Source organism: Acinetobacter baretiae (genome assembly GCF_015627105.1).
Taxonomy (GTDB): Bacteria; Pseudomonadota; Gammaproteobacteria; order Pseudomonadales; family Moraxellaceae; genus Acinetobacter; species Acinetobacter baretiae.
Window position 1 is genome coordinate 49,384 of sequence record NZ_VTDM01000009.1, and the last position, 21,276, is coordinate 70,659.

Sequence of the window (21,276 nt, forward strand, 5' to 3'; positions counted from 1 at the left end):
GACCTAAAATGCCTAGTCCTCGTGCTATTACAAAATCTCGTTTAAAACCGTGGTCGTTGTTTATTGTGGGTAGCACGTGTCTAGTGGGGGCAGTGTTAGTCATGTCCTTGATTAAAGCCCCCACTTCGGTAAAAAAAGCCAATGAAGATGAGGAAGTGACATATCCACGGTTTCAGTCAGAACAGGTGGCAGCTGTTCCTAATTTGGGGGTGCTAACGGATCAAGTCAGGCCATTACAGCAAACCACGCGTGTGGTGACATCAGGATTGCACGAAGCTGAGTTTAGAGGAACAAAATTTGTGCTTGAATATCGTAATCGTTACAGTATTCAGATTGTTCAAATTGGTAAAGAAGACATTATTAAAAACTTTTTACAGTTAAGGTCAGACCGTAAAGACTTTACTTATTTAAGATTAAGTGGTGAAAATCAGCCTGAACGTTATGTGCTGCTTTATGGTATTTATGACGGTGAACAAGAGGCAAAAGCGGTATTGGCTCGAATGAATTTACACTTACCTGTATCTATTCGGCCAAGTGTTGAAAAAATCGCAAGCTATGCACCATATGTCAATGACATGGGGGCAGAAGAAGGATTAGATACAGTAAAATTATATGATGTTCGTTTGACCAGTGCGCCACTGCCTAAAGTGACCTTGCCTGTTTTAAATTCAACACCAGAAACAGTGCCTTCAACAAATACAAATGAAGACGATACAGAAAAAACAGTACCTTTTGGTACAAATTAAAATTCAAACAACACAGTGAAACATGTAAATAGGGTCATTTACACTAGAACTTTAGTCTGATTGCTTCGCTGTGACATGTCTTATTTAACATCTTAAAATACAGATCCATTTTGCGCTTAAAAAGCGAGCGTCTATATTTTTTATTGCACCAATATGGTGCTTTTAAGAAATAAACCAATTTGCATTTATTTTTATAATATATTGATATTATTTATATTTTTTATTTTATGATTGGGATTTTTTTGCTTGGCATATATTTTGCTTATATTGGTGCGAAAAGCTTCAATTTGGTGATGTATGCTCCAAATTAAAGCTAAAAAATCAGCCATTGTGTTTTAGATTTTTCATGGTGCAGTACATACATTTTTGCAATTTCATGTATGGGAACTGGCATAAAACACGATATGCTATTTAAACGAACTTTAAAATTTAGCCCACGTTTGTTCGCACAAGCCACAAGCTGCCGATAAAAGTCGCAAAAAAATTTCTCAAGTGTATTGCTCGATAGAGCAAATTGATAGAAAGGGTCCGCTATGCATATGCCATCGCTAAACACTGTAGCCCCCGCTCAAGGTTTATATCAACCTGATGAGTTCAAGGATAATTGTGGTTTTGGTTTAATTGCCCATATGAAAGGCAATGAAAGTCATGACTTAGTAAAAACAGCAATACATAGTTTAAGCTGTATGACACACCGTGGTGGTATTGCCGCAGATGGTAAAACGGGTGACGGGTGTGGTTTACTTTTAGCTATGCCCAAAGAATTTTTCCGAAATGAAGCCAAAAAAATTAGCGATATTACACTCAGTGAAATTTTTGCTGTAGGTTCGGTATTTTTAAGCCTAGATGAAACGATTGCACAGCATGCACGTCATATCCTCACCAAAGAAATAGAAACAGAAGGTTTACGTGTCATTGGTTGGCGTGAAGTTCCTGTGAATTTAGATGTACTGGGTGAAATTGCACTACAGTCATTGCCACGCTTTGAGCAAGTTTTTGTGAATAGCCCAATGGGCGTAACTGAACCTGAATTTAATCGTAAACTCTTTTTAGCACGCCGTAGAGCAGAACAGTTATTACGCCAAGATCAAGATTTTTACGTCACAACTTTGTGTTCGACAGTCATTAGCTATAAAGGCTTAATGATGCCTTCAGCGATTGCTGATTTTTATACAGATTTAGCCAATGAAGATTTAAAGTCACACATTGCTGTCTTTCATCAACGATTTTCAACCAATACATTGCCACGTTGGCCATTGGCACAGCCATTTCGTTATTTAGCCCACAATGGTGAAATTAATACGATTACTGCCAATCGTAATTGGGCAAGTGCGCGTACGCCTAAATTTGAAAATCCATTGCTTCCTGGCTTGTCTGAGCTTGATCCGATTGTTAACCGTACAGGTTCGGATTCGTCAAGTTTAGATAATATGTTGGAAATTCTCATTGGTGGTGGCATGGATTTATTCCGTGCGTTGCGTATGCTTGTACCCCCTGCATGGCAAAATGTTGAAAACCTAGATGCAGATCTACGTGCTTTTTATGAGTTTAACTCAAAGCATATGGAAGCTTGGGATGGCCCTGCAGGACTTGTGATTCAAGATGGTCGCCATGCCATTTGTATGCTAGACCGTAATGGCTTAAGACCTGCGCGTTGGGTTATCACTAAAAATGATTATATTACACTGGCGTCAGAAATTGGTGTGTGGGGCTATAAACCAGAAGATGTTGTGTCTAAAGGCCGTGTTGGTCCTGGACAAATCTTAGTGGTAGATACCTTTACAGGAAAACTCCTTGAAACAGAAGAAGTCAGTCAACATTTAAAGCGTATGCGCCCATACCGTCAATGGTTGCGTGAAAATGCAGTACGTTTGCAAGCCAGCCCACAGCTTGAAGAACACCTGATTGATAAAGGTCTGACCGGTGAGCAACTAAAAACAGCTCAAAAAATGTTTATGGTCACCTTTGAAGAACGAGATCAAGTTTTACGACCAATTGCAGAAAATGGCCAAGAAGCTGTCGGTTCGATGGGCGATGACACGCCTATGGCTGTGCTATCAAAACAAGTGCGTCATGTTTCTGACTACTTTAGACAACAATTTGCTCAAGTAACGAACCCACCAATTGACCCATTGCGTGAGTCGATTGTGATGTCTCTTGAAACATGTCTTGGGCGTGAGCAAAATGTCTTTGAACAAAGCCCTGAACATGCCGATCGATTAATTATTGCTAGCCCTGTTTTGTCTAACTCAAAAATGCATCAATTAAGAACAATTGGTCGTAAAGGGTATGAAGCAGCAGAAATTGACTTAAATTATGAAGTCTCAGAAGGTTTGCAAGCAGCAATTAAACGTATTTGCGAAACATCTGCGCAAGCTATTCGAGATGGTAAAACACTATTAATTATCTCAGATAAAAAAATTAGAACAGGATATTTACCTGCTCATGCTGCTATGGTCACAGGTGCGATACATCATCACTTAATTCAAGTGGGTTTACGCACAGATGCCAATATTATTGTAGAAACAGCAGTTGCAAGAGACCCTCATCAGTTTGCAGTCATTTTAGGTTTTGGGGCAACTGCTATTTATCCATATCTTGCATATGATGTAATTAATGATTTGGTTGCAAAAGGTGAGTTACTTGGTGACCCACTACAAGCACAAAATAATTTCCGCAAAGGAATCGATAAAGGCCTATTGAAAGTTCTATCAAAAATGGGCATTTCAACAGTTGCTTCTTATCGCGGTGGACAATTATTTGAAGCGGTCGGTTTATCGAGTGAAGTGGTTGATACGTGTTTCCTTGGTGTACCAAGCCGTATACAAGGTGCAACATTTACAGATTTAGAAAATGACCAAAAAGTTTTAGCTGATCTTGCATGGAAAACACGTAAACCGATTGATCAAGGTGGTATGCTGAAATTTGTTTTTGGCAAAGAATATCACGCGTTTAATCCAGATGTGATTAATGCATTACATACGGCTGTCCGTTCGGGTGACTACCAAGACTTTAAAGCATATGCAGAGCTTGTGAATAGTCGTCCAATCGCAACCATTCGTGATTTATTAAAGCTAAAAATCACCGATTCAATTTCAATTGATGACGTAGAAGATATTGGCCAAATTCTACCTCGCTTTGATTCGGCAGGCATGTCAATTGGTGCTTTATCACCAGAAGCACACGAAGCTATTGCAACTGCAATGAATACCATGGGTGGACGCTCAAATTCAGGAGAGGGCGGTGAAGACCCTGCTCGTTATGGTACGATTCGCAACTCAAAAATTAAGCAAATTGCCTCTGGCCGCTTTGGTGTTACTCCTGAGTATTTAATGTCGGCAGAAGTCCTGCAAATTAAAGTCGCACAAGGCGCTAAGCCTGGTGAAGGTGGCCAATTACCAGGTGGTAAAGTCAATCCATTGATTGCAAGATTGCGCTATGCTGTGCCGGGTGTAACACTGATTTCACCACCACCACATCATGATATTTATTCAATTGAAGACTTATCACAGCTAATTTTTGACTTAAAGCAAGTTAATCCAAAAGCGATGGTTTCGGTGAAATTGGTTTCTGAACCTGGTGTAGGTACTATTGCAGCGGGTGTGGCGAAAGCATATGCTGATTTTATTACCGTCTCTGGTTACGACGGTGGTACAGCAGCATCACCATTATCATCTATTCATCATGCAGGGTCTCCATGGGAGCTTGGATTGGCCGAGGCACATCAAGCATTAAGAATTAATGATTTACGTGGCAAGGTACGTGTACAAACCGATGGTGGTTTGAAAACAGGGCTAGACGTGGTGAAGGCCGCTATTTTAGGTGCAGAAAGCTTTGGTTTTGGTTCTACACCAATGATTGCTTTGGGATGTAAGTACTTACGAATCTGTCATTTAAATAACTGTGCAACAGGTGTGGCTACACAGCAAGATCATTTAAGAAAAGACCATTATATTGGTGAGCCAGAAATGCTCATAAATTTCTTTAAATTTATTGCAGAAGAAACGCGTGAATGGCTCGCTGCCCTTGGGGTAAGCCAATTAAAAGACTTGATTGGTCGTGTAGATTTACTTGAAATGCTACCGGGTGAAACAGATAAACATCGCCATATAGATTTAAGTTCATTGCTATATTCACACCCTGCTGCAGAAGGAAAAGCACAGTACTGTGTGCAACAAGGTAATCCACCATTTGATAAAGGCCTATTGGCTGAAAGAATGGTTGATGAAATGCGCTCTGCCATTGAATCTGCGACAGGTGGTGAGTTTTTCTTTAAAGTCGGAAACTGTGACCGTTCAATTGGCGCAAGATTATCAGGTGAAATTGCCAGCCGTCATGGAAATTTAGCCATGGAAAGCAACCCTGTTGTTGTTAATTTAACAGGTACAGCAGGCCAATCACTTGGTGTATGGAATGCAGGTGGTTTACATATTCGTTTAGAAGGTGATGCTAACGACTATGTGGGTAAAGGCATGGCAGGGGGTAAATTGTCGATCTTCCCACCAAAAGGTTCACCATTTCAAACACAAAACACAGCAATTATTGGTAATACGTGCTTATACGGTGCAACTGGCGGTAAGGTTTATGCGGCAGGTACAGCAGGCGAACGCTTTGCGGTACGTAACTCAGGCGCTTTTGCTGTTATTGAAGGTGCAGGTGATCACTGCTGTGAATACATGACTGGCGGTGTGGTCACTATCTTAGGTAAAGTTGGTTACAACTTTGGTGCGGGAATGACGGGTGGTTTCGCTTATGTGCTTGATTTAGAAAATGACTTTGTTGACCGTTATAATCATGAATTAATTGATTTAACACGTATTTCTACTGAGTCAATGGAAGAGCATCAAGCGAATCTCCTGCGTATCTTAGATGAGCACATCAAAGAAACTGGAAGCGCGTGGGCATATAAGATTCGTCATGAATTTGACTTTTATAGCCGAAAATTTTGGTTAGTCAAACCAAAAGCTGCAAACTTACTTACGTTGTTAAAAACAACACAGGCCGACCCACAGTAACTTGAATCTTGATATGAACAGGCAAATACCAATGGTGAGCCAACCATTGGTATCGACCCCACGGAGAACAATATGGCAGAACGCCTAAGTAACGACTTCCAGTTTCTCGATGTCGCACGCCAAGACCCTGAAAAAAAACAAATTGATGTACGTAAAACTGAATTTGTAGAAATCTATAAGCCGTTTAGTACAGATACTGCCCAAAATCAAACACATCGCTGTTTGGGCTGTGGTAATCCGTATTGTGAATGGAAATGCCCTGTGCATAACTATATTCCCAACTGGCTTAAACTGATTGCAGAAGGGCGTATTTTTCAAGCGGCAGAGTTATGCCATCAAACCAATACATTGCCTGAAGTGTGTGGCCGAGTATGTCCACAAGACCGTTTATGTGAAGGTGCGTGTACTTTAAACGATGGCTTTGGTGCAGTAACCATTGGTAATGCTGAAAAGTACATTAATGATACCGCTTTTGCATTAGGGTGGCGACCAGATATGTCTGCGGTACAGTGGACAGACAAAAAAGTTGCCATTATTGGTGCAGGCCCTGCAGGTCTAGGGTGTGCGGATATTTTGGTTCGAAGTGGTGTAAAACCCACTATTTTTGATAAACGTCCCGAAATTGGTGGCTTACTAACATTTGGAATTCCAGAATTTAAAATGGAAAAAGATGTTATGAAGCGTCGCCGTGAAATTTTTACAGGCATGGGCGTTGAGTTTAAGCTAAATGTTGATGTAGGTACGGACATTAGCATAGAACAACTGTTAGCAGATTATGATGCTGTATTTATGGGAATGGGAACATACACCTACATGAAAGGTGGTTTTGCAGGTGAAGATCTTGATGGTGTTCACGATGCTCTAGATTTTCTGATTGCCAATGTTAATCGTTGTCAAAATTGGGAAAAAGACCCTTCAGAATATATTTGTATGGAAGGGAAAAAAGTCATTGTACTTGGTGGTGGCGATACTGCAATGGATTGTAATCGTACCTCTATTCGCCAAGGTGCAGCAGAGGTCACATGTGCTTACCGCCGTGATGAAGCCAACATGCCAGGTTCTCGTAAAGAAGTACAAAATGCCAAAGAGGAAGGGGTAAAGTTTTTATTTAACCGCCAACCTGTTGAAATTGTAGGTGAGCAAGGTAAAGTCACAGGTGTAAAAGTGGTGACAACACAGCTGGGCGAGCCTGATGTGAGAGGACGTCGTAGCCCAGAGCCAATTCCTGGTTCAGAGGAAATTTTACCAGCAGATGCAGTTTTATTGGCATTTGGCTTTAGACCAAGCCCAGCAGATTGGTTTGATGGTGCCAAAATTATGCTTGATGGTTCTGGACGAGTACTTGCACAAGAGCAACAGCAATACAAATTTCAAACATCTAATCCTAAAATATTTGCAGGAGGTGATATGGTGCGTGGATCTGATTTGGTGGTCACTGCCATTTGGGAAGGTCGTCAGGCTGCCGAAGGGATTTTAGATTATTTAGACATATAATCGATTCTTTGCCATTCACTTTTCAGTAAAAACTCTAAGCAAGTCTTAGAGTTTTTTTTATAAATTAGAAAAAAATGATGTGTTTTGTATAAAAATGATCAAAACGGAATATGGTATGGCAAAATCAATAAAAAAGTATTGCCTGTGAATTGCTTAAGCCTAAATTATATAATGACTTACAGGTCAGCTAAGAAGATTCAATCAATTTTTCATCAAAGAAAAGGTTAAAAAATGAATTTTGTCAAAAAAGTCGCAACAACAACATTAATTTTGAGTAGCCTTGCTTTTTCTGGTTGTGGTTACAATACGCTACAGGTCAAAGATGAAGCAGTGAATGCCACATGGTCTGATGTTGAAAATCAATATCAACGCCGTGCTGACTTAGTACCAAACCTTGTTAATGTGGTAAAAGGTTATGCAAAACATGAAAATTCAACATTGACTGAAGTGACACAAGCTCGTGCAAATGTAGCGGGTTTAAAAGTAGATAAAGAGGTGTTAGAAAACCCAGAGCTTTTTGAAAAATATCAAAAAGCCCAGCAACAATTGAGCGGTTCATTGTCAAGACTACTTGCTGTTTCTGAAAATTATCCTGATTTAAAAGCAAATCAGCAATTTTTAGATTTACAAGCACAACTTGAAGGCACTGAAAACCGTGTTGCTGTAGCAAGAAATCGCTATATTACGACTGTACAAGACTATAACACTTACGTTCGTCAATTTCCTCAAGCATTGACCGCAAAAGTGATTGGCATGAAAACCCGTCCGAATTTTAGCGCACAGACAGGGGCAGAAAAAGCACCTACCGTCTCATTTTAATACATTTAAATAGGTGGTTTGATGCGTATTTACGATAGGGATAAACATGGCTGCTTACGTTTTATTTTGGCTCTTGTTTTACTGAGTAGTACAGTACTTGCTTGGAGTAATGATCAAAATAAACAAATTTTGTCAACAGGCGTACTGAATGAAGCATCACCAGATCAAGCAGTGATTGGGCAAGCCATTCAGCAACCTTCTACACTTACTGCCTCATCTGCACAGAATAAAGCACCATCGCCACGTGTTGTCGAAAATGATTTATCTGATGGTCAAAGCATACGTCAACTACCAACATTGACTCAACCTGTCATCGATCAAGCACAGGTTTTAAGTCAAGCACAGTTAAAAAGATTGTCAGATCAAATCATTCAGCTACATCAATCTGCAAAAGCGCAAATAGGCATTGTGATTGTACCAACAGTTGGGCAAGAATCTATTTTTGACTTTGCTATGCGTATCGCAAATCAATGGAAATTAGGTACAGCAAAGCAAGATAACGGTATTGTGATTGCAGTTGCGGTGAATGATCGCCGTATTCAAATTTTGACAGGTTATGGTTTAGAAGGTGTATTACCTGATGCTATTGTTCATCGCATCATACGAAACCAAATTACCCCTGCATTTAAAGATGGAAATATTGCACAAGGTTTAACAGCAGGTCTTCAAGAAATTCAAAGAATACTGAATTTAGATCCTGACGTGGCGAAACAAGCAGCAGAACAGTTAAAACAGCAGCAAGATCGTGCCATTCAGGCTCAAGAATCAAAAGATCAAATGTTGTTATATACAGCCGTTATTTTAATTATCGGTATATTTGCATCCTCATTTTTTGGGAATCGCTTAACTGCATCTGTTGCAGGTGTGACAGCAGTGGCATCGGGAATGATTAGTGGTGCAGGAGTATTGGTCAGTTTACTGCTTGGGGCGGGGGTTTTTTTACTCTTAATTACGTCTTTAGCACAACTTATGTTACAAATTTTCACCTCGGGGGGTGGTCGAGGAGGAGGCTCAGGTGGCAGTGGTGGTGGTTTTAGTGGCGGTGGCGGTGGTTTTGGCGGTGGGGGAGCATCAGGGTCATGGTAAATAAAAGAGATACGGCACATATTACAACGCAGATCGACACTCGCGATGCGGTTGTACCGAGTTTTAAACGCTGGTTTAAACATTTTACATATATACCCAATGCATCAAAATACTTCACAAAATCTGATTACAGGCAAATTACGCAAGCTGTACAACATGCCGAAGATGGACATGCAGGTGAAATACAAGTGGTTGTCGAAGGGCATATTCCATGTACTTTGGCATATTATACCAATACCGCTTTAAGAGCACAGCAACTGTTTGCCCAATTGAGAGTTTGGGATACTGAATTGAACAGTGGCATTTTGTTGTATTTAAATTTATGTGAATGTCGGGTGGAGATTGTTTTTGATCGAGGAATCAGACAAAAAACAACGCCTGACATTTGGACTGTAATTTGTGAAAACATTGTACAGCGTATGAAAAATAAACATTATACCGAGGCTGTAACGCAAGGTGTTGCCGAAATTGGGCAAGTTTTAAATGAATACTATGCACAAATGCACGATCATGATCAGTATGGCAATGAATTGAGTAATCGGCCAATCATGATTTAATGATGACGAATTGTGAGTTTTATTGACATAAAATGTCAGTTTGTGTCATTTTAAGTACATATTAAATTCATACAATGGCTCAATTGCATGAATTTAAATAAATAGTTTGATTGGCACAAATGTTGCTATACTCTATGTATAAAAGAGTGACAACACGTTACTTGAATAGGTTTTTAAACGTTAAATTTACACAGAGGTAAATAAATGAACGCTCAAAAAGGTTTTACACTTATTGAATTAATGATCGTTGTAGCGATTATTGGTATTTTGGCTGCGATTGCGATTCCTGCGTATCAAAACTATACTGCTAAGGCAAAAATCTCTGCTGCGTTAGCAGATGTTTCTGCTGGTAAAACACAGTATGAATTATTGTATAACGAAAAAGGTACATCAGGTTTTAATGGTACTGCAGCGAGCCAAGTGGGTCTACAAGATAAAACTGGAAATTGTGATAGTGTGACAGTTGCAGCTCCTGCAGCAGATGGCAGTGTTTCATCTGCTATTTCATGTACTGTTAAAAATGTTGGAAGACTAGGTACTGAAGGCTCTGTTAAAGTAAGATATGACCGTACCACTACGGGTAACTATGTATGTAAAATTGAAGGTGTGACGGATACGAGTTATTATCCATCTGGTTGTACAGCGTAACTATAACTTCACATCGTTTTTAGTATGGCATCCAAAAAATTAGATGCCATACTTTTGGTACAATTAAAATGATTAATTTTTAACTCAATGAAAATATTTTTCATATTACTCATATTTTCATACCTATTACCTGCCCACTACTTACCTTGGTCTAGCTTTTTATTAGAGTTTTTAGCATTATTTAGCATTATTTTTTTACTTCCATTACTTACTTTTAAAAGAAAAAAAATTACTATCCCTTATTGGGCAATTCCATTTTTATTGTTGTCTTGCTTGCCCTTATTACAGTATTTTTGTGGCCAAATTTTCTTTTTTACAATTGCGTGGACGGCTTCCCTTTACCTATTCGCCTTTATGTTAGCCATTGTTATTGGTTATAACTTAATACTTCAAGAAAATTGCTCAAATCAAATTTTAAGTGCTTTATTTGCAGTGTTCATGCTTGCTTCATTCGTTTCTTCATTTTTTGCTATATTTCAATGGTTAGGGTTGTTTAAAGGACAAGAATGGTTGATGAATTTTTCTGGTAATCGTCCATACGCAAATATTGGGCAATTTAATCAGTTATCTACATTGTTGTCTTTAGGTTTGTTATCTGGGTTATATTTCTTTGAAAAAAATATCTATAAAAAATATATTTTTATGAGTTTGAGTTTTTTATTTTTATTTGCAATGGCGCTAACACAATCACGTACTGGATGGTTAATTATTATTTTTTGTTTCACTTTTTTAGTTTTTGCAAATAAGGAAGTATCTTTAAAATTTAACTACAAAGATGTAGTGATTTTAACGCTATTCTATATTTTATCTATCTCTGTACTTCCATTTTTAAATCAAGCATTGGCTCCTTATTTTAATGTTGCATCGATTAGCTCCGCATCAGAAAGAATTTCATCGGGTTATTTGAGATTAGATATTTGGAATCAAATGGTTCACGCGATATTAAAACAACCTTTTTGGGGTTATGGCTGGAACCAAACAACTGTAGCTCAAGCACAAGTGATTGATGTATATAAAGGCTATGAGTGGGCGACAAGTGCACATAATTTATTTCTGGATCTTATGGTCTGGTGTGGACTACCTTTAGGGTTGTTTATTACTTTTTATATTTTATGGATGTATAAGACTTTATTACACTGTATTGTTAACACTGAAACACTCATTATTTTTCTGATGATCTCGGCATTAGGAATTCACTCTATGCTCGAATTTCCACTCTATTACCTATACTTTTTATTACCTTTGGGGTTACTCATTGGAATATCCCTTGCATATCAACCTCGCTTTGAAACCTCAATATCTCAAGGCTATGTAATCATTATTTTTATACTTTCTTTTGTGGGGGGGTATCATGTATATCAACAATATAATCTTATATGGGATAATATCTTGACTGGAAAAACTGCTGAAATGAACAACCATAAAGGGGTAGTGGATTTACCTTATAAATTAGCTTTGTTCGATCAGTATGATGCTAGAGCGCAATGGATTGGCTTAAATATACATCAACCCATGACTGACAAAGATTGGTTGAATGCAAAAAAAATGGCTGAATTGTATATTATGCCGTACGATTTAATAAAGTATGCACAAATTCTTGCACTTAATGGTGAAGAAGCTGAAGCCAAAAGACAATTGGGTATTTTAAATTATACTTATCATAAAAATGTGAGCTATAAGCAATTATTAGAAGAAAAGCCTAAATTTTAGCGCACATTGGTTACTGTAATATTTCGCCTAAAAAAGAACCATTCGATCCATAAATAGGTTGAAACATAAAAAACCCCTTGCAGTAAAGCATTTCACTCTATACAATGCGCTCCATCAAGTCATTTAAGACTTGTTGTAAAATACATGTTTACCAGAACATTGTATGTCGGTGCGGGATGGAGCAGTCTGGTAGCTCGTCGGGCTCATAACCCGAAGGTCGTTGGTTCAAATCCAGCTCCCGCTACCAATTCAATGAGATTTGCAACATCATTGGGCTTATTTAGCGTTGTAAAAATACTCAAAATAAGTTAAAGTATTGCACACTATTGCGGGATGGAGCAGTCTGGTAGCTCGTCGGGCTCATAACCCGAAGGTCGTTGGTTCAAATCCAGCTCCCGCTACCAAGATTCTTGCTAAAAGGCTCACAAATAGGTGGGCCTTTTTGCACAGTGGGCTTTGCTTTTTCTGTGCAAAAAGGGCGGATAGACGCCCTTTTTTTAATGGTTGTTATGTTGTGTCGACATCAATTTGTCAACAAGACATGCTTCACTACATACAGGTGGGTTGGTGCAAAAGCCAACTGTTGTATTGCATAAAATGATGAGAGTACATGAAACTATCAAACAAAAATCAAGCGCTACAAGACCTCATTGCACCTGCGGTAGCCGCATGTGATGTTGAGTTGTGGGGTATTGAGTTTTTACCTCAAGGTAAGCGTTCTATGCTACGTGTTTATATAGATAGAGCGAATCAAACAGAATCTACACAGGTGCTCGAAGGTCTTGCAGATGAGCAAGGCAATGGCATTGGTGTTCAAGATTGTGTCAATGTCACAAAACAGGTTGGTGCAATTTTAGATGTACATGACCCCATTTCAGGTGAATACTCGCTTGAAGTTTCGTCACCAGGGTGGGATCGCCCATTTTTCGAGCTTACCCAAATGCCAGCTTACATTGGCCAACAGGTTGCTTTGCGTTTAATTGCAGCTGTTGAAAATCGCCGTAAATTTCAAGCGAAATTGGTTGCAGTTGATCTTGATAATGAAACGATTCAAGTAGAAGTGGAAAAACAGCACGTTATTGAAATTGATAGCCAAAATATCGACAAAGCGAACTTGGTATATCAAGACTAAATTATTAAGAAAATCTAAATGTATAGGTGACTTATGGGTCGTGAGATTCTTACCGTTGCAGAAACGGTTAGTAATGAAAAAGGTGTTAGCCGTGAAGCCATCTTTGAAGCACTAGAACAAGCGCTTGTTGCTGCAACGAAAAAGAAATTTTATGAGGGTACAACCTCAGAAGAAGCACAGCTTCGAGTACAAATTGACCGTAAAACAGGTGAATACCGAACATTCCGCCAATGGGAAGTCGTTGCGGATGAAGACCACGAAATGCCAGCATGTCAAGATGCAATTTCAGATCTTAATCCTGAAAAATGTTCAATAGGCGACATTCGTGAGCTTGAAGTAGAATCGATTGAATTTGGTCGTATTGCTGCACAAATTGCAAAACAAGTGATTGTACAAAAAATTCGTGAAGCGGAACGTGCATTGATTGCTGATGCATATATGTCTAAAGTCGGTGAGCTGATTTATGGTGAAGTGAAAAAACAAACCAAAGATGGCTATATTATAGATTTAGGCGACAATGCTGAAGGCTATCTAGCACGTGAAGAAACGATTCCAAAAGAAAACTTACGTCCTAAACAAAGACTCAGTGCAATTTTGTATGAAGTCAATCGTGAAGGTCGTGGTGCACAACTATTATTGTCTCGTGCTAAACCTGAGATGTTAAAGGCGCTTCTTAAAAAAGAAGTTCCTGAGATATCGGAAGAAATTATTGAAATTAAAGCAGCGACACGCCAAGCGGGTGTCCGTGCAAAAATTGCAGTAAAAACCAATGATCATCGCATTGACCCAGTGGGTGCATGTATTGGTATGCGTGGTACACGTATTCAAGCTGTACAGCAAGAGTTAAATGGTGAACGCATTGATGTTGTGGTATGGTCAGATGATCCTGCTCAATATATTGCAAGTGCATTAGAGCCTGCAGATGTTTCTGGTATTGTTATTGATGAAGATATGCGAACAGCAGATATCATTTTTGCAACCAGTGAACAATTAGCACGTGCCATTGGTTCACAAGGGCAAAATGTACGTCTTGCTTCAGAGTTGACAGGCTATAAGCTTGATATGATGCTAGAGGAAGATTACCATGCTCGTCAGCAGAATGAAGCACAACAATATTTGGACATGTTTGTTACCCGTCTAGACATTGATGAAAGTTTAGCTGTGGCACTTGTTGAAATGGGCTTTACGTCGCTTGATGAAGTGGCATATGTTCCTGCAGAAACATTCAATGAAATTGATTTAGACAGCGATACTGTTGAGCTTTTACAAAGTCGTGCGAAAGAAATTGCTTTGGCAGATGCGCTAAAAGAGCAAGAAAATATTCAAGAGCCAAGTGAAGAGCTGTTGAATATGGAAGGCATAACGAAACAAATTGCGTATGCACTTGCAAGCCGTGGCATTGTAACTGTAGATGATCTTGCAGATCAGGCAACAGATGACATTTCAGATATTGAAGGTCTAGATGCAAAAAATGCAGGTCAATTAATTATGAAAGCCAGAGAATCATGGTTTAACTAGGAGGTAATAAATGACGGACAAGTCGATTAAAGAATTGGCGGAAAATGTGGGACGTCCTGTTGAGAAGCTCCTAGAGCAGGTTCGTGATGCTGGATTACCACAAAAAAATGCGAATGATACGCTTACAACAGAACAGCAAAATACTCTCGTAAACCATCTTAAAAATGTGCATGGTCAAAACGAAGGAAATGCAGGAAAAATTACCTTGAAACGTAAAACGACCAGTACAGCAAAAGTAGCAAGTACCTCAGGTAAACCTAAAACGATCAACGTAGAAGTACGTAAAAAGCATACGTTTACAAAACCTGATCCTAAGCAACTTGCTGCAGAAGCAGCTGCAAAAGCGAAAGCAGAAGCAGATGTAAGTCAGCCTAAAACTACAGCTAAAGCGGTTAAAACAGAGACCAAACCTGCAGTAGAAGATAAAGCAAATGCAACGCTTGAAGCAATGCGTGCAGCACAAGCGCAGAAAAAAGAGCAAGTAACAACGTCTACAAAAGCTGCTGCTGTTGTTGTGAAAAAACGCAATGGTGCAGTGGTTCGTCCAAGCACTAAGCCAACGGTTAACGCTGCCGAGAAAAAGGCACGTCAAGCACAAGAAGCGCAATTACGTGCGACTGAAGAAGTTGTACGTCGTAAAGCTGCTGAAGAAGCACAACAGCGTACACTTGAGCAAATGCGTAAAATGGCGTCTAAATATACCAATGACGACAGTAAAACGATTCGTGTTGTAGATGATGCACCAATTGCAGCAGGTCTGGTTGGACAAGCTTATGAAGAATCTTTCAAAAAAGAAGACCGTGAAATTAAACGTGGTGGTGCAAAAGACACCCGTGGTCAAAAGAAAGGTCGTAATGGTCAAGAAGAGCAAAGCTTCAACAAAAATCATCACAAACGTGGTTTAAAAACCAGCGCTGCAAATAAACATGGTTTTGAAAAACCTGTGAAAAAGCAAGTGTACGATGTTGAAATCGGTGAAACGATTATTGTTGCTGATCTTGCACAAAAAATGGCTGTAAAAGTGCGTGAAGTCATTAAAATGCTTATGAAAATGGGCGAATTAGTGAACGAGAACCAAGCGATTGAGCAAGAAACAGCATCTTTAGTGGTTGAAGAAATGGGGCATAACCCTGTATTGGTTTCAGATACTCAAACTGAAGACAACCTACTCGAGCAAGCTGAACAAGCACGTGGTGAACTCACAACACGTCCACCTGTAGTGACCATCATGGGTCACGTTGACCATGGTAAAACGTCACTTCTTGATCGTATTCGCCGTGCAAAAGTGGCTTCTGGTGAAGCTGGTGGTATTACACAACATATTGGTGCATACCATGTTGAAACTGAGAAAGGAATCATTACGTTCTTAGATACCCCAGGGCATGCTGCATTTACTTCTATGCGTTCACGTGGTGCTAAGGCAACAGATATTGTGGTGTTAGTTGTTGCAGCAGATGATGGTGTAATGCCACAAACTACCGAAGCAATTGACCATGCACGTGCAGCAGGTACGCCAATTATTGTTGCCATGAACAAAATGGATAAGGAATCTGCAGATCCAGACCGTGTATTGAATGAGTTGACTGCAAAAGAAATCGTTCCAGAGCAATGGGGTGGTGATGTTGCCGTAGCTAAAGTGTCAGCACATACAGGCGAAGGCATTGACGATTTACTCGATCAAATTTTACTTCAAGCTGAAGTGATGGAACTTCAAGCATCTGCAAAAGGTGCTGCACAAGGTGTTGTTATTGAAGCGCGTGTAGATAAAGGCCGTGGTGCTGTAACTTCTATTTTAGTGCAAAATGGTACATTGAACGTAGGTGATCTTGTATTGGCAGGTTCATCATATGGTCGCGTACGTGCGATGTCAGATGAAAATGGTGTTCGTATTAAATCTGCAGGCCCTTCTATTCCTGTTGAAATTTTAGGATTACCAGAAGTACCGATGGCGGGCGATGAAGTACTTGTTGTGAATGATGAGAAAAAAGCGCGTGAAGTTGCTGATGCTCGTATGACTCGTGAGCGTGAGAAACGTTTAGAGCGTGCAAGCGCAATGCGTTTAGAAAACCTCATGTCATCTATGGGCAAAAAAGATGTTCCTACGGTGAATATCGTGTTAAAAACTGATGTTCGTGGTTCTTTAGAAGCATTACAAACAGCTTTATATGAACTTGCAACAGATGAAGTGAAAGTACGTGTGATTGGTTCTGGCGTGGGTGCAATTACAGAATCTGATGTGACGCTTGCTGAATCATCAGATGCAGTTTTACTTGGTTTTAACGTCCGTGCAGATGCAACAGCTCGTCAAAAATCAGATCAAGACGAAATTGATATTCGTTACTATAGTGTGATTTATCAATTGATTGATGATGTGAAAAATGCAATGAGCGGTAAGCTTGCACCTGAACATCGTGAAACGATTCTTGGTGTTGCACAAGTGCGTGAAGTCTTCCATTCAAGCAAGTTTGGTGCAGCTGCAGGCTGTATGGTCATGGAAGGTGTGATTCATCGTAATAAACCAATTCGTGTTTTACGTGATGATGTCGTTATTTTCCAAGGTGAACTTGAATCTTTACGTCGCTATAAAGAAGTGGTTGAAGATGTACGTGCAGGCATGGAATGTGGTTTAGCAGTTAAAGGTTATAAAGATATTAAAGCCTTAGACAAAATCGAAGTTTATGATGTACAAATTATTAAACGGAGCCTTTAATTTATGGCAGGTAGTCAGCGTTTAAAACGTATGGCAGATTCAGTTCAGCGAGAAGTCGCTGAATTGATTCGTCAAGAGTTGAAAGACCCTCGTTTAGGTGGTTATGTTACCATTTCTGCTGTAAAAGTGAGTCCTGACTTGGGCTATGCCGAGATTTATGTCACAGTGATGGGGCGTGAACTCGGCGATGAGCAAACCGAGGAAGCAAATAAAGAGACGCTGAATGTACTAAATAAAGCGTCTGGTTTTTTGCGCCAAGAGTTAAGTCGACGTATTAAAACACGAGTTACACCACGCTTACGTTTTCATTATGATAAAACCAATGCATATGGCAACTATATGTTTGATTTGATTGAAGAAGCCGTAAAGGACTTACCTGAACGTAAAAAAGAGCAAGATTAATTAAAAAAAGCCACTTTAGAGTGGCTTTTTTTATATTTAAGATGGATTGGAAGATGAATCTTTAGTATTGGTACTACGTGCTGAAAATTTAGTTTTAGACCAAGGTAATGGCCGTTGAATGGTTTCTGGTACATCACCACTTAAAGAGCGCAATTTTAAATGCAGTGCGGCTTGAGCCATTAAGTTGGCTGATACAGGTGCGCTAATAAATGCCAATAAAGTAATAATGAGCTGAGCAAAACCAAATTGATGATGAAACGCAGCATAGATAATGGCTGCAATTAAAAAACTACCTAAACCTAAGGTGCTCGACTTGGTTGGTGCATGTAGGCGAGTAAATAAATCTGGCATGCGAACCATACCAATACTCCCTGTAAGCATAAAGAAGCTACCAAGTAATAGAAAAAAAGAAACACATATTTCCATGATTAGTTGCATAATTTCATCCTCAGTCAATCACATGGCCACTGGTAAAATATCGGGCCAGTGCAACGGTTGAAATAAAACTAAACAAAGAGATCAAAAGTGCACTTTCAAATAATAAGTGAGTAGCCCAATAAACACCAAGAACAATGATTAGTCCTGAAGTATTTAAAAATAAGGCATCTAGTGCCAAAAGTCGATCAACAATAGAAGGCCCAATGACCATTCTAACCAAGCAAAGGAGCATGGAAATGGTAATCATGGTCAGGCAAATTCCAAGTACGTAAGGCAATATTGTCATTGATTTACTCCTGTTTTTGCGCTAAAAATCTGAATCAATGGCTGTTCATAACGCTGTTTAATGAGTTCAATTTCAGCATCAGGATTTTTAGCATTAAGAGCATGCACTAAAATATCACCTCGCTCTTGGTCTATTCCTGCACTGACCGTACCGGGTGTTGTGGTAATAATCATGGCCAATAAAGAATTCACTTGTTCGTGTTTGGTTTCTAAGGGGATGCGAAACCATTTTGGTTCTAAGTTCTTTTTTGGCCCTAATACCAGTTTGGCAACAACAAAATTAGAAACAACGATGTCCCATAACACGGTAAAAAATAAGTGAATGGTTGGCCACCATTGCATATTGGGGGTTCGTGCAATAAATGGCGCAGATAATTTAGGAATAATAACAGCAATCAATAGAGCAACTATAATATCACTTAGAGCAATACTATGATTGAGCATCAGCCAAAGTAAGCCACAAACCACGGAAACAAAAGGGTGAGGTAACCAACGTCTAAACAACGATTTTCTTTTCATTTAAGGCTCCATTCGCTGTAGTTTTGCCCCATCATTATTGATTGGTAAAGTGGTTGGCCGTGATAACTCTTGTTGCTGTTTGAAAATTTGCTCTTTCTTATAAGACGAAATATGTTCGCCTGCATAGGTCTCTGGTGAAATAATATACGGAATTAAATGTGCATTTGGATCTAAATTTTCACCTGCATATTTTGTTTCAGCAATATTTTTTGAATCAAATGGTTGTATGCTAATCAAATTTCCACGTTGATCTTGCTTAAGTATTGCATTTTGATAAAACGATTGTTGTGATAAGTCGGTACTGGCCGCGGCTAAATATTGCTGAATTGGGTTTGCAAAAATAACATATAAAATAAGCATGCTTAAAAAGAAGTATACTGTAATGTCATAACGCTTTGGTGCACGTTTAGGTAAGGCTTGATAGTTTTTATAAGCTTCGCTATCTGGGTTTTTTTCAGGTTCACTGGTTTGCCAAAATAAAATAAATCCTGCTTTAACAAAGGCCAATATGCTCAGTAAACTGACCACTAAAACGGTAATGATAATTAAAACTTGATATGGATAGCCTGCGGTTGCTTGTAAAATAAATACTTTGCCTAGAAAACCACTAAATGGTGGCAGTCCTGCCATCATTAATGCCACGAGAAAAAAGCAAATAGATAACAAGGTATTTTGTTTCATGCGTGGAGCAGCTTTAAAATGATCTTTAAATTCACCACGTTGTGCAGTAATCCAACCACACAGTAAGTAAAATGCAGCACCAACAATTGTGCTATGAAAGAGGTAATACAGGCCTGCCGTCCAAGATGCGGGGCGGTCGATACCTAAGGCCACACAAATGGTTCCAAGTGATGATAAAATCATGAAGCCAACAAAACGTCTCAGTCGAATTGCACCTAAAGCACCAATTACGCCATACAATGAGCCGATCAAGCCAAGTGTTAATAAAATATTAAACAGAGCGGTGTACTCTTGTTCTAAAAATAATACCGCATTGACCCTTAAAATTGCATAGATACCAACTTTGGTCATGAGTGTAAATAAAGCTGCAACAGGGGTACTTGCCACAGCATAGGTTTTGGGTAACCAAAAACCAAGTGGTAATACAGCGGCTTTAATGGCAAACACTGTAAACAGTAAATATGCGCCTGCAGTTGCAAGTTGCTTTTGGTCTGGATGTAATGTAGGCATAATTCGTGCTACATCGGCCATATTTAGGCTACCTACACTGGCATAAATAAGGCCTAAAGAAACCAAGAAAATTGCACTAGCTACAAGATTAATAACCACATAGTGTATGCCAAGCTGAAAACGTGCTTTACCTTGTCCATAAATCAAAAGGACATAGGAAGACATCAATAAAACTTCAAAAAATACAAATAAATTAAATAAATCACCCGTCAGAAATGCTCCGCACAAGCCCATGAGTAAGAACTGTAGTAGTGCGTGAAAATAGCGGCCACGTAAGTCCCAATCTGAGCTTGCAAACCACACAATAGGCAGTGCTAGTAGGTAGGTCAGCAACAACATAAAACCAGACAGGCGATCTAATACCAGCACAATTCCGAAAGGCGCAGACCACTCACTGAGACTATAGACGTAAAGTTGTCCATGTGTGCTTTGTACCACATAACTGATTGCAGTAATAAAACCTGCAATTGTTGCGCTATAACTGATAAATCTTCGCCATGGTTGATATTTATCTGTGAGTAAGTTTTCGGCACGAGGGTTGCCTAATAAAAGTAAAATAAAACCAGCAAGTGCGGGGATCAGTATGCTAATAATTGGAGTTTGAGTGTGCCAAAAGTGAAAAAAGTCATTCATGATGCTTTGTCCTCGTTTGGATCATTGGCAAGTTCTGTAATTTCTTTTGAGTCGACATGGTCTGTACCCGATTCATAGCGACTGCGTAATGCCAATTGCACAATAAAAGCTGTGGTTGCAAATCCAATCACAATTGCTGTAAGGACTAAAGCTTGTGGAAGTGGGTCAGTTACAGAGGTGGTTTCAGTTAAGATGGCAGGTGAATTTACATGTACACGCCCTGTAGCAAATAAAAATAAATTGACCCCATAACCAAGCATGGCTAATCCAAGAACAACAGGAAAAGTTCTGGCACGTAAAATTAAATAAATGCCTGTGGCAAAGAGTAATCCAATCCCCGATGCCATTAAGAATTCAATACTAATCATTTTAG

The 21,276-nt window shown here is 39.3% G+C and carries 17 protein-coding genes and 2 tRNA genes; 14 read left to right on the plus strand and 5 right to left on the minus strand.

What is annotated here, in order from left to right:
* Positions 1-8 precede the first annotated feature (8 nt).
* The 14 genes from I2F17_RS04295 (at position 9) to I2F17_RS04360 (ending at position 17,837) form a co-directional block, all read left to right on the plus strand.
* Positions 9-746 (plus strand): hypothetical protein, encoded by a 738-nt coding sequence (locus tag I2F17_RS04295; protein ID WP_196422169.1) that lies wholly within the window; start codon positions 9-11, stop codon positions 744-746.
* Positions 747-1,285: 539 nt separating this feature from the next.
* Positions 1,286-5,761 carry a glutamate synthase large subunit gene (gene gltB / locus I2F17_RS04300; RefSeq protein ID WP_196422170.1) on the plus strand — a complete coding sequence of 1,492 codons (4,476 nt, stop codon included), beginning with the start codon at positions 1,286-1,288 and terminating at the stop codon, positions 5,759-5,761.
* Between the two features lie 72 nt (positions 5,762-5,833).
* A complete protein-coding gene (locus tag I2F17_RS04305; RefSeq protein WP_211139171.1) occupies positions 5,834-7,255 on the plus strand; it encodes an FAD-dependent oxidoreductase in 1,422 nt (473 codons plus the stop codon).
* Positions 7,256-7,486: 231 nt separating this feature from the next.
* Entirely contained in the window at positions 7,487-8,074 is a 588-nt protein-coding gene (locus I2F17_RS04310) for a LemA family protein (RefSeq protein ID WP_196422172.1), read from the plus strand.
* A gap of 21 nt (positions 8,075-8,095) precedes the next feature.
* The gene (locus tag I2F17_RS04315) at positions 8,096-9,160 is read left to right on the plus strand and encodes a TPM domain-containing protein (RefSeq protein ID WP_211139172.1); all 1,065 of its coding nucleotides are present in this window, start codon (positions 8,096-8,098) and stop codon (positions 9,158-9,160) included.
* Positions 9,154-9,717: a TPM domain-containing protein gene (locus I2F17_RS04320; RefSeq protein ID WP_211139173.1), complete on the plus strand. Its 564-nt coding sequence runs from the start codon at positions 9,154-9,156 to the stop codon at positions 9,715-9,717. The genes I2F17_RS04315 and I2F17_RS04320 overlap by 7 nt, the downstream gene beginning before the upstream one ends.
* A 204-nt stretch (positions 9,718-9,921) precedes the next feature.
* A complete protein-coding gene (locus I2F17_RS04325; protein ID WP_211139174.1) occupies positions 9,922-10,365 on the plus strand; it encodes a pilin in 444 nt (147 codons plus the stop codon).
* Between the two features lie 438 nt (positions 10,366-10,803).
* Positions 10,804-12,075: an O-antigen ligase family protein gene (locus I2F17_RS04330; RefSeq protein WP_211139175.1), complete on the plus strand. Its 1,272-nt coding sequence runs from the start codon at positions 10,804-10,806 to the stop codon at positions 12,073-12,075.
* Positions 12,076-12,245: 170 nt separating this feature from the next.
* Positions 12,246-12,322: transfer RNA gene (locus I2F17_RS04335), tRNA-Met, on the plus strand.
* Between the two features lie 80 nt (positions 12,323-12,402).
* Positions 12,403-12,479 (plus strand) — tRNA-Met (locus I2F17_RS04340).
* Positions 12,480-12,685: 206 nt separating this feature from the next.
* Entirely contained in the window at positions 12,686-13,207 is a 522-nt protein-coding gene (rimP, locus tag I2F17_RS04345) for a ribosome maturation factor RimP (RefSeq protein WP_196422176.1), read from the plus strand.
* A gap of 33 nt (positions 13,208-13,240) precedes the next feature.
* Positions 13,241-14,725 (plus strand): transcription termination factor NusA, encoded by a 1,485-nt coding sequence (nusA, locus tag I2F17_RS04350; RefSeq protein ID WP_196422177.1) that lies wholly within the window; start codon positions 13,241-13,243, stop codon positions 14,723-14,725.
* A 10-nt stretch (positions 14,726-14,735) separates the two neighbouring features.
* Positions 14,736-17,435: a translation initiation factor IF-2 gene (infB, locus tag I2F17_RS04355; protein ID WP_211139176.1), complete on the plus strand. Its 2,700-nt coding sequence runs from the start codon at positions 14,736-14,738 to the stop codon at positions 17,433-17,435.
* Between the two features lie 3 nt (positions 17,436-17,438).
* On the plus strand, positions 17,439-17,837 hold the full coding sequence (locus tag I2F17_RS04360; protein ID WP_195769535.1) for a ribosome-binding factor A: 399 nt from the start codon (positions 17,439-17,441) through the stop codon (positions 17,835-17,837).
* Positions 17,838-17,873: 36 nt separating this feature from the next.
* Here I2F17_RS04360 and I2F17_RS04365 read toward each other — a convergent pair whose 3' ends face one another.
* Genes I2F17_RS04365 through I2F17_RS04385 form a run of 5 tightly spaced genes read right to left on the minus strand, consistent with a single transcriptional unit; the run spans position 17,874 to position 21,271 of the window.
* A complete protein-coding gene (locus I2F17_RS04365; RefSeq protein WP_196422179.1) occupies positions 17,874-18,275 on the minus strand; it encodes a Na+/H+ antiporter subunit G in 402 nt (133 codons plus the stop codon).
* A gap of 10 nt (positions 18,276-18,285) precedes the next feature.
* Positions 18,286-18,561: a monovalent cation/H+ antiporter complex subunit F gene (locus I2F17_RS04370; RefSeq protein WP_196422180.1), complete on the minus strand. Its 276-nt coding sequence runs from the start codon at positions 18,559-18,561 to the stop codon at positions 18,286-18,288.
* Positions 18,558-19,079: a Na+/H+ antiporter subunit E gene (locus I2F17_RS04375; protein ID WP_196422181.1), complete on the minus strand. Its 522-nt coding sequence runs from the start codon at positions 19,077-19,079 to the stop codon at positions 18,558-18,560. Before I2F17_RS04375 ends, I2F17_RS04370 begins: the two co-directional genes overlap by 4 nt.
* Positions 19,080-20,903, minus strand: coding sequence for a monovalent cation/H+ antiporter subunit D (locus I2F17_RS04380; protein WP_211139177.1), 1,824 nt, complete (start codon positions 20,901-20,903; stop codon positions 19,080-19,082).
* Positions 20,900-21,271 (minus strand): Na+/H+ antiporter subunit C, encoded by a 372-nt coding sequence (locus I2F17_RS04385; RefSeq protein WP_196422183.1) that lies wholly within the window; start codon positions 21,269-21,271, stop codon positions 20,900-20,902. The genes I2F17_RS04380 and I2F17_RS04385 overlap by 4 nt, the downstream gene beginning before the upstream one ends.
* Positions 21,272-21,276 lie beyond the last annotated feature (5 nt).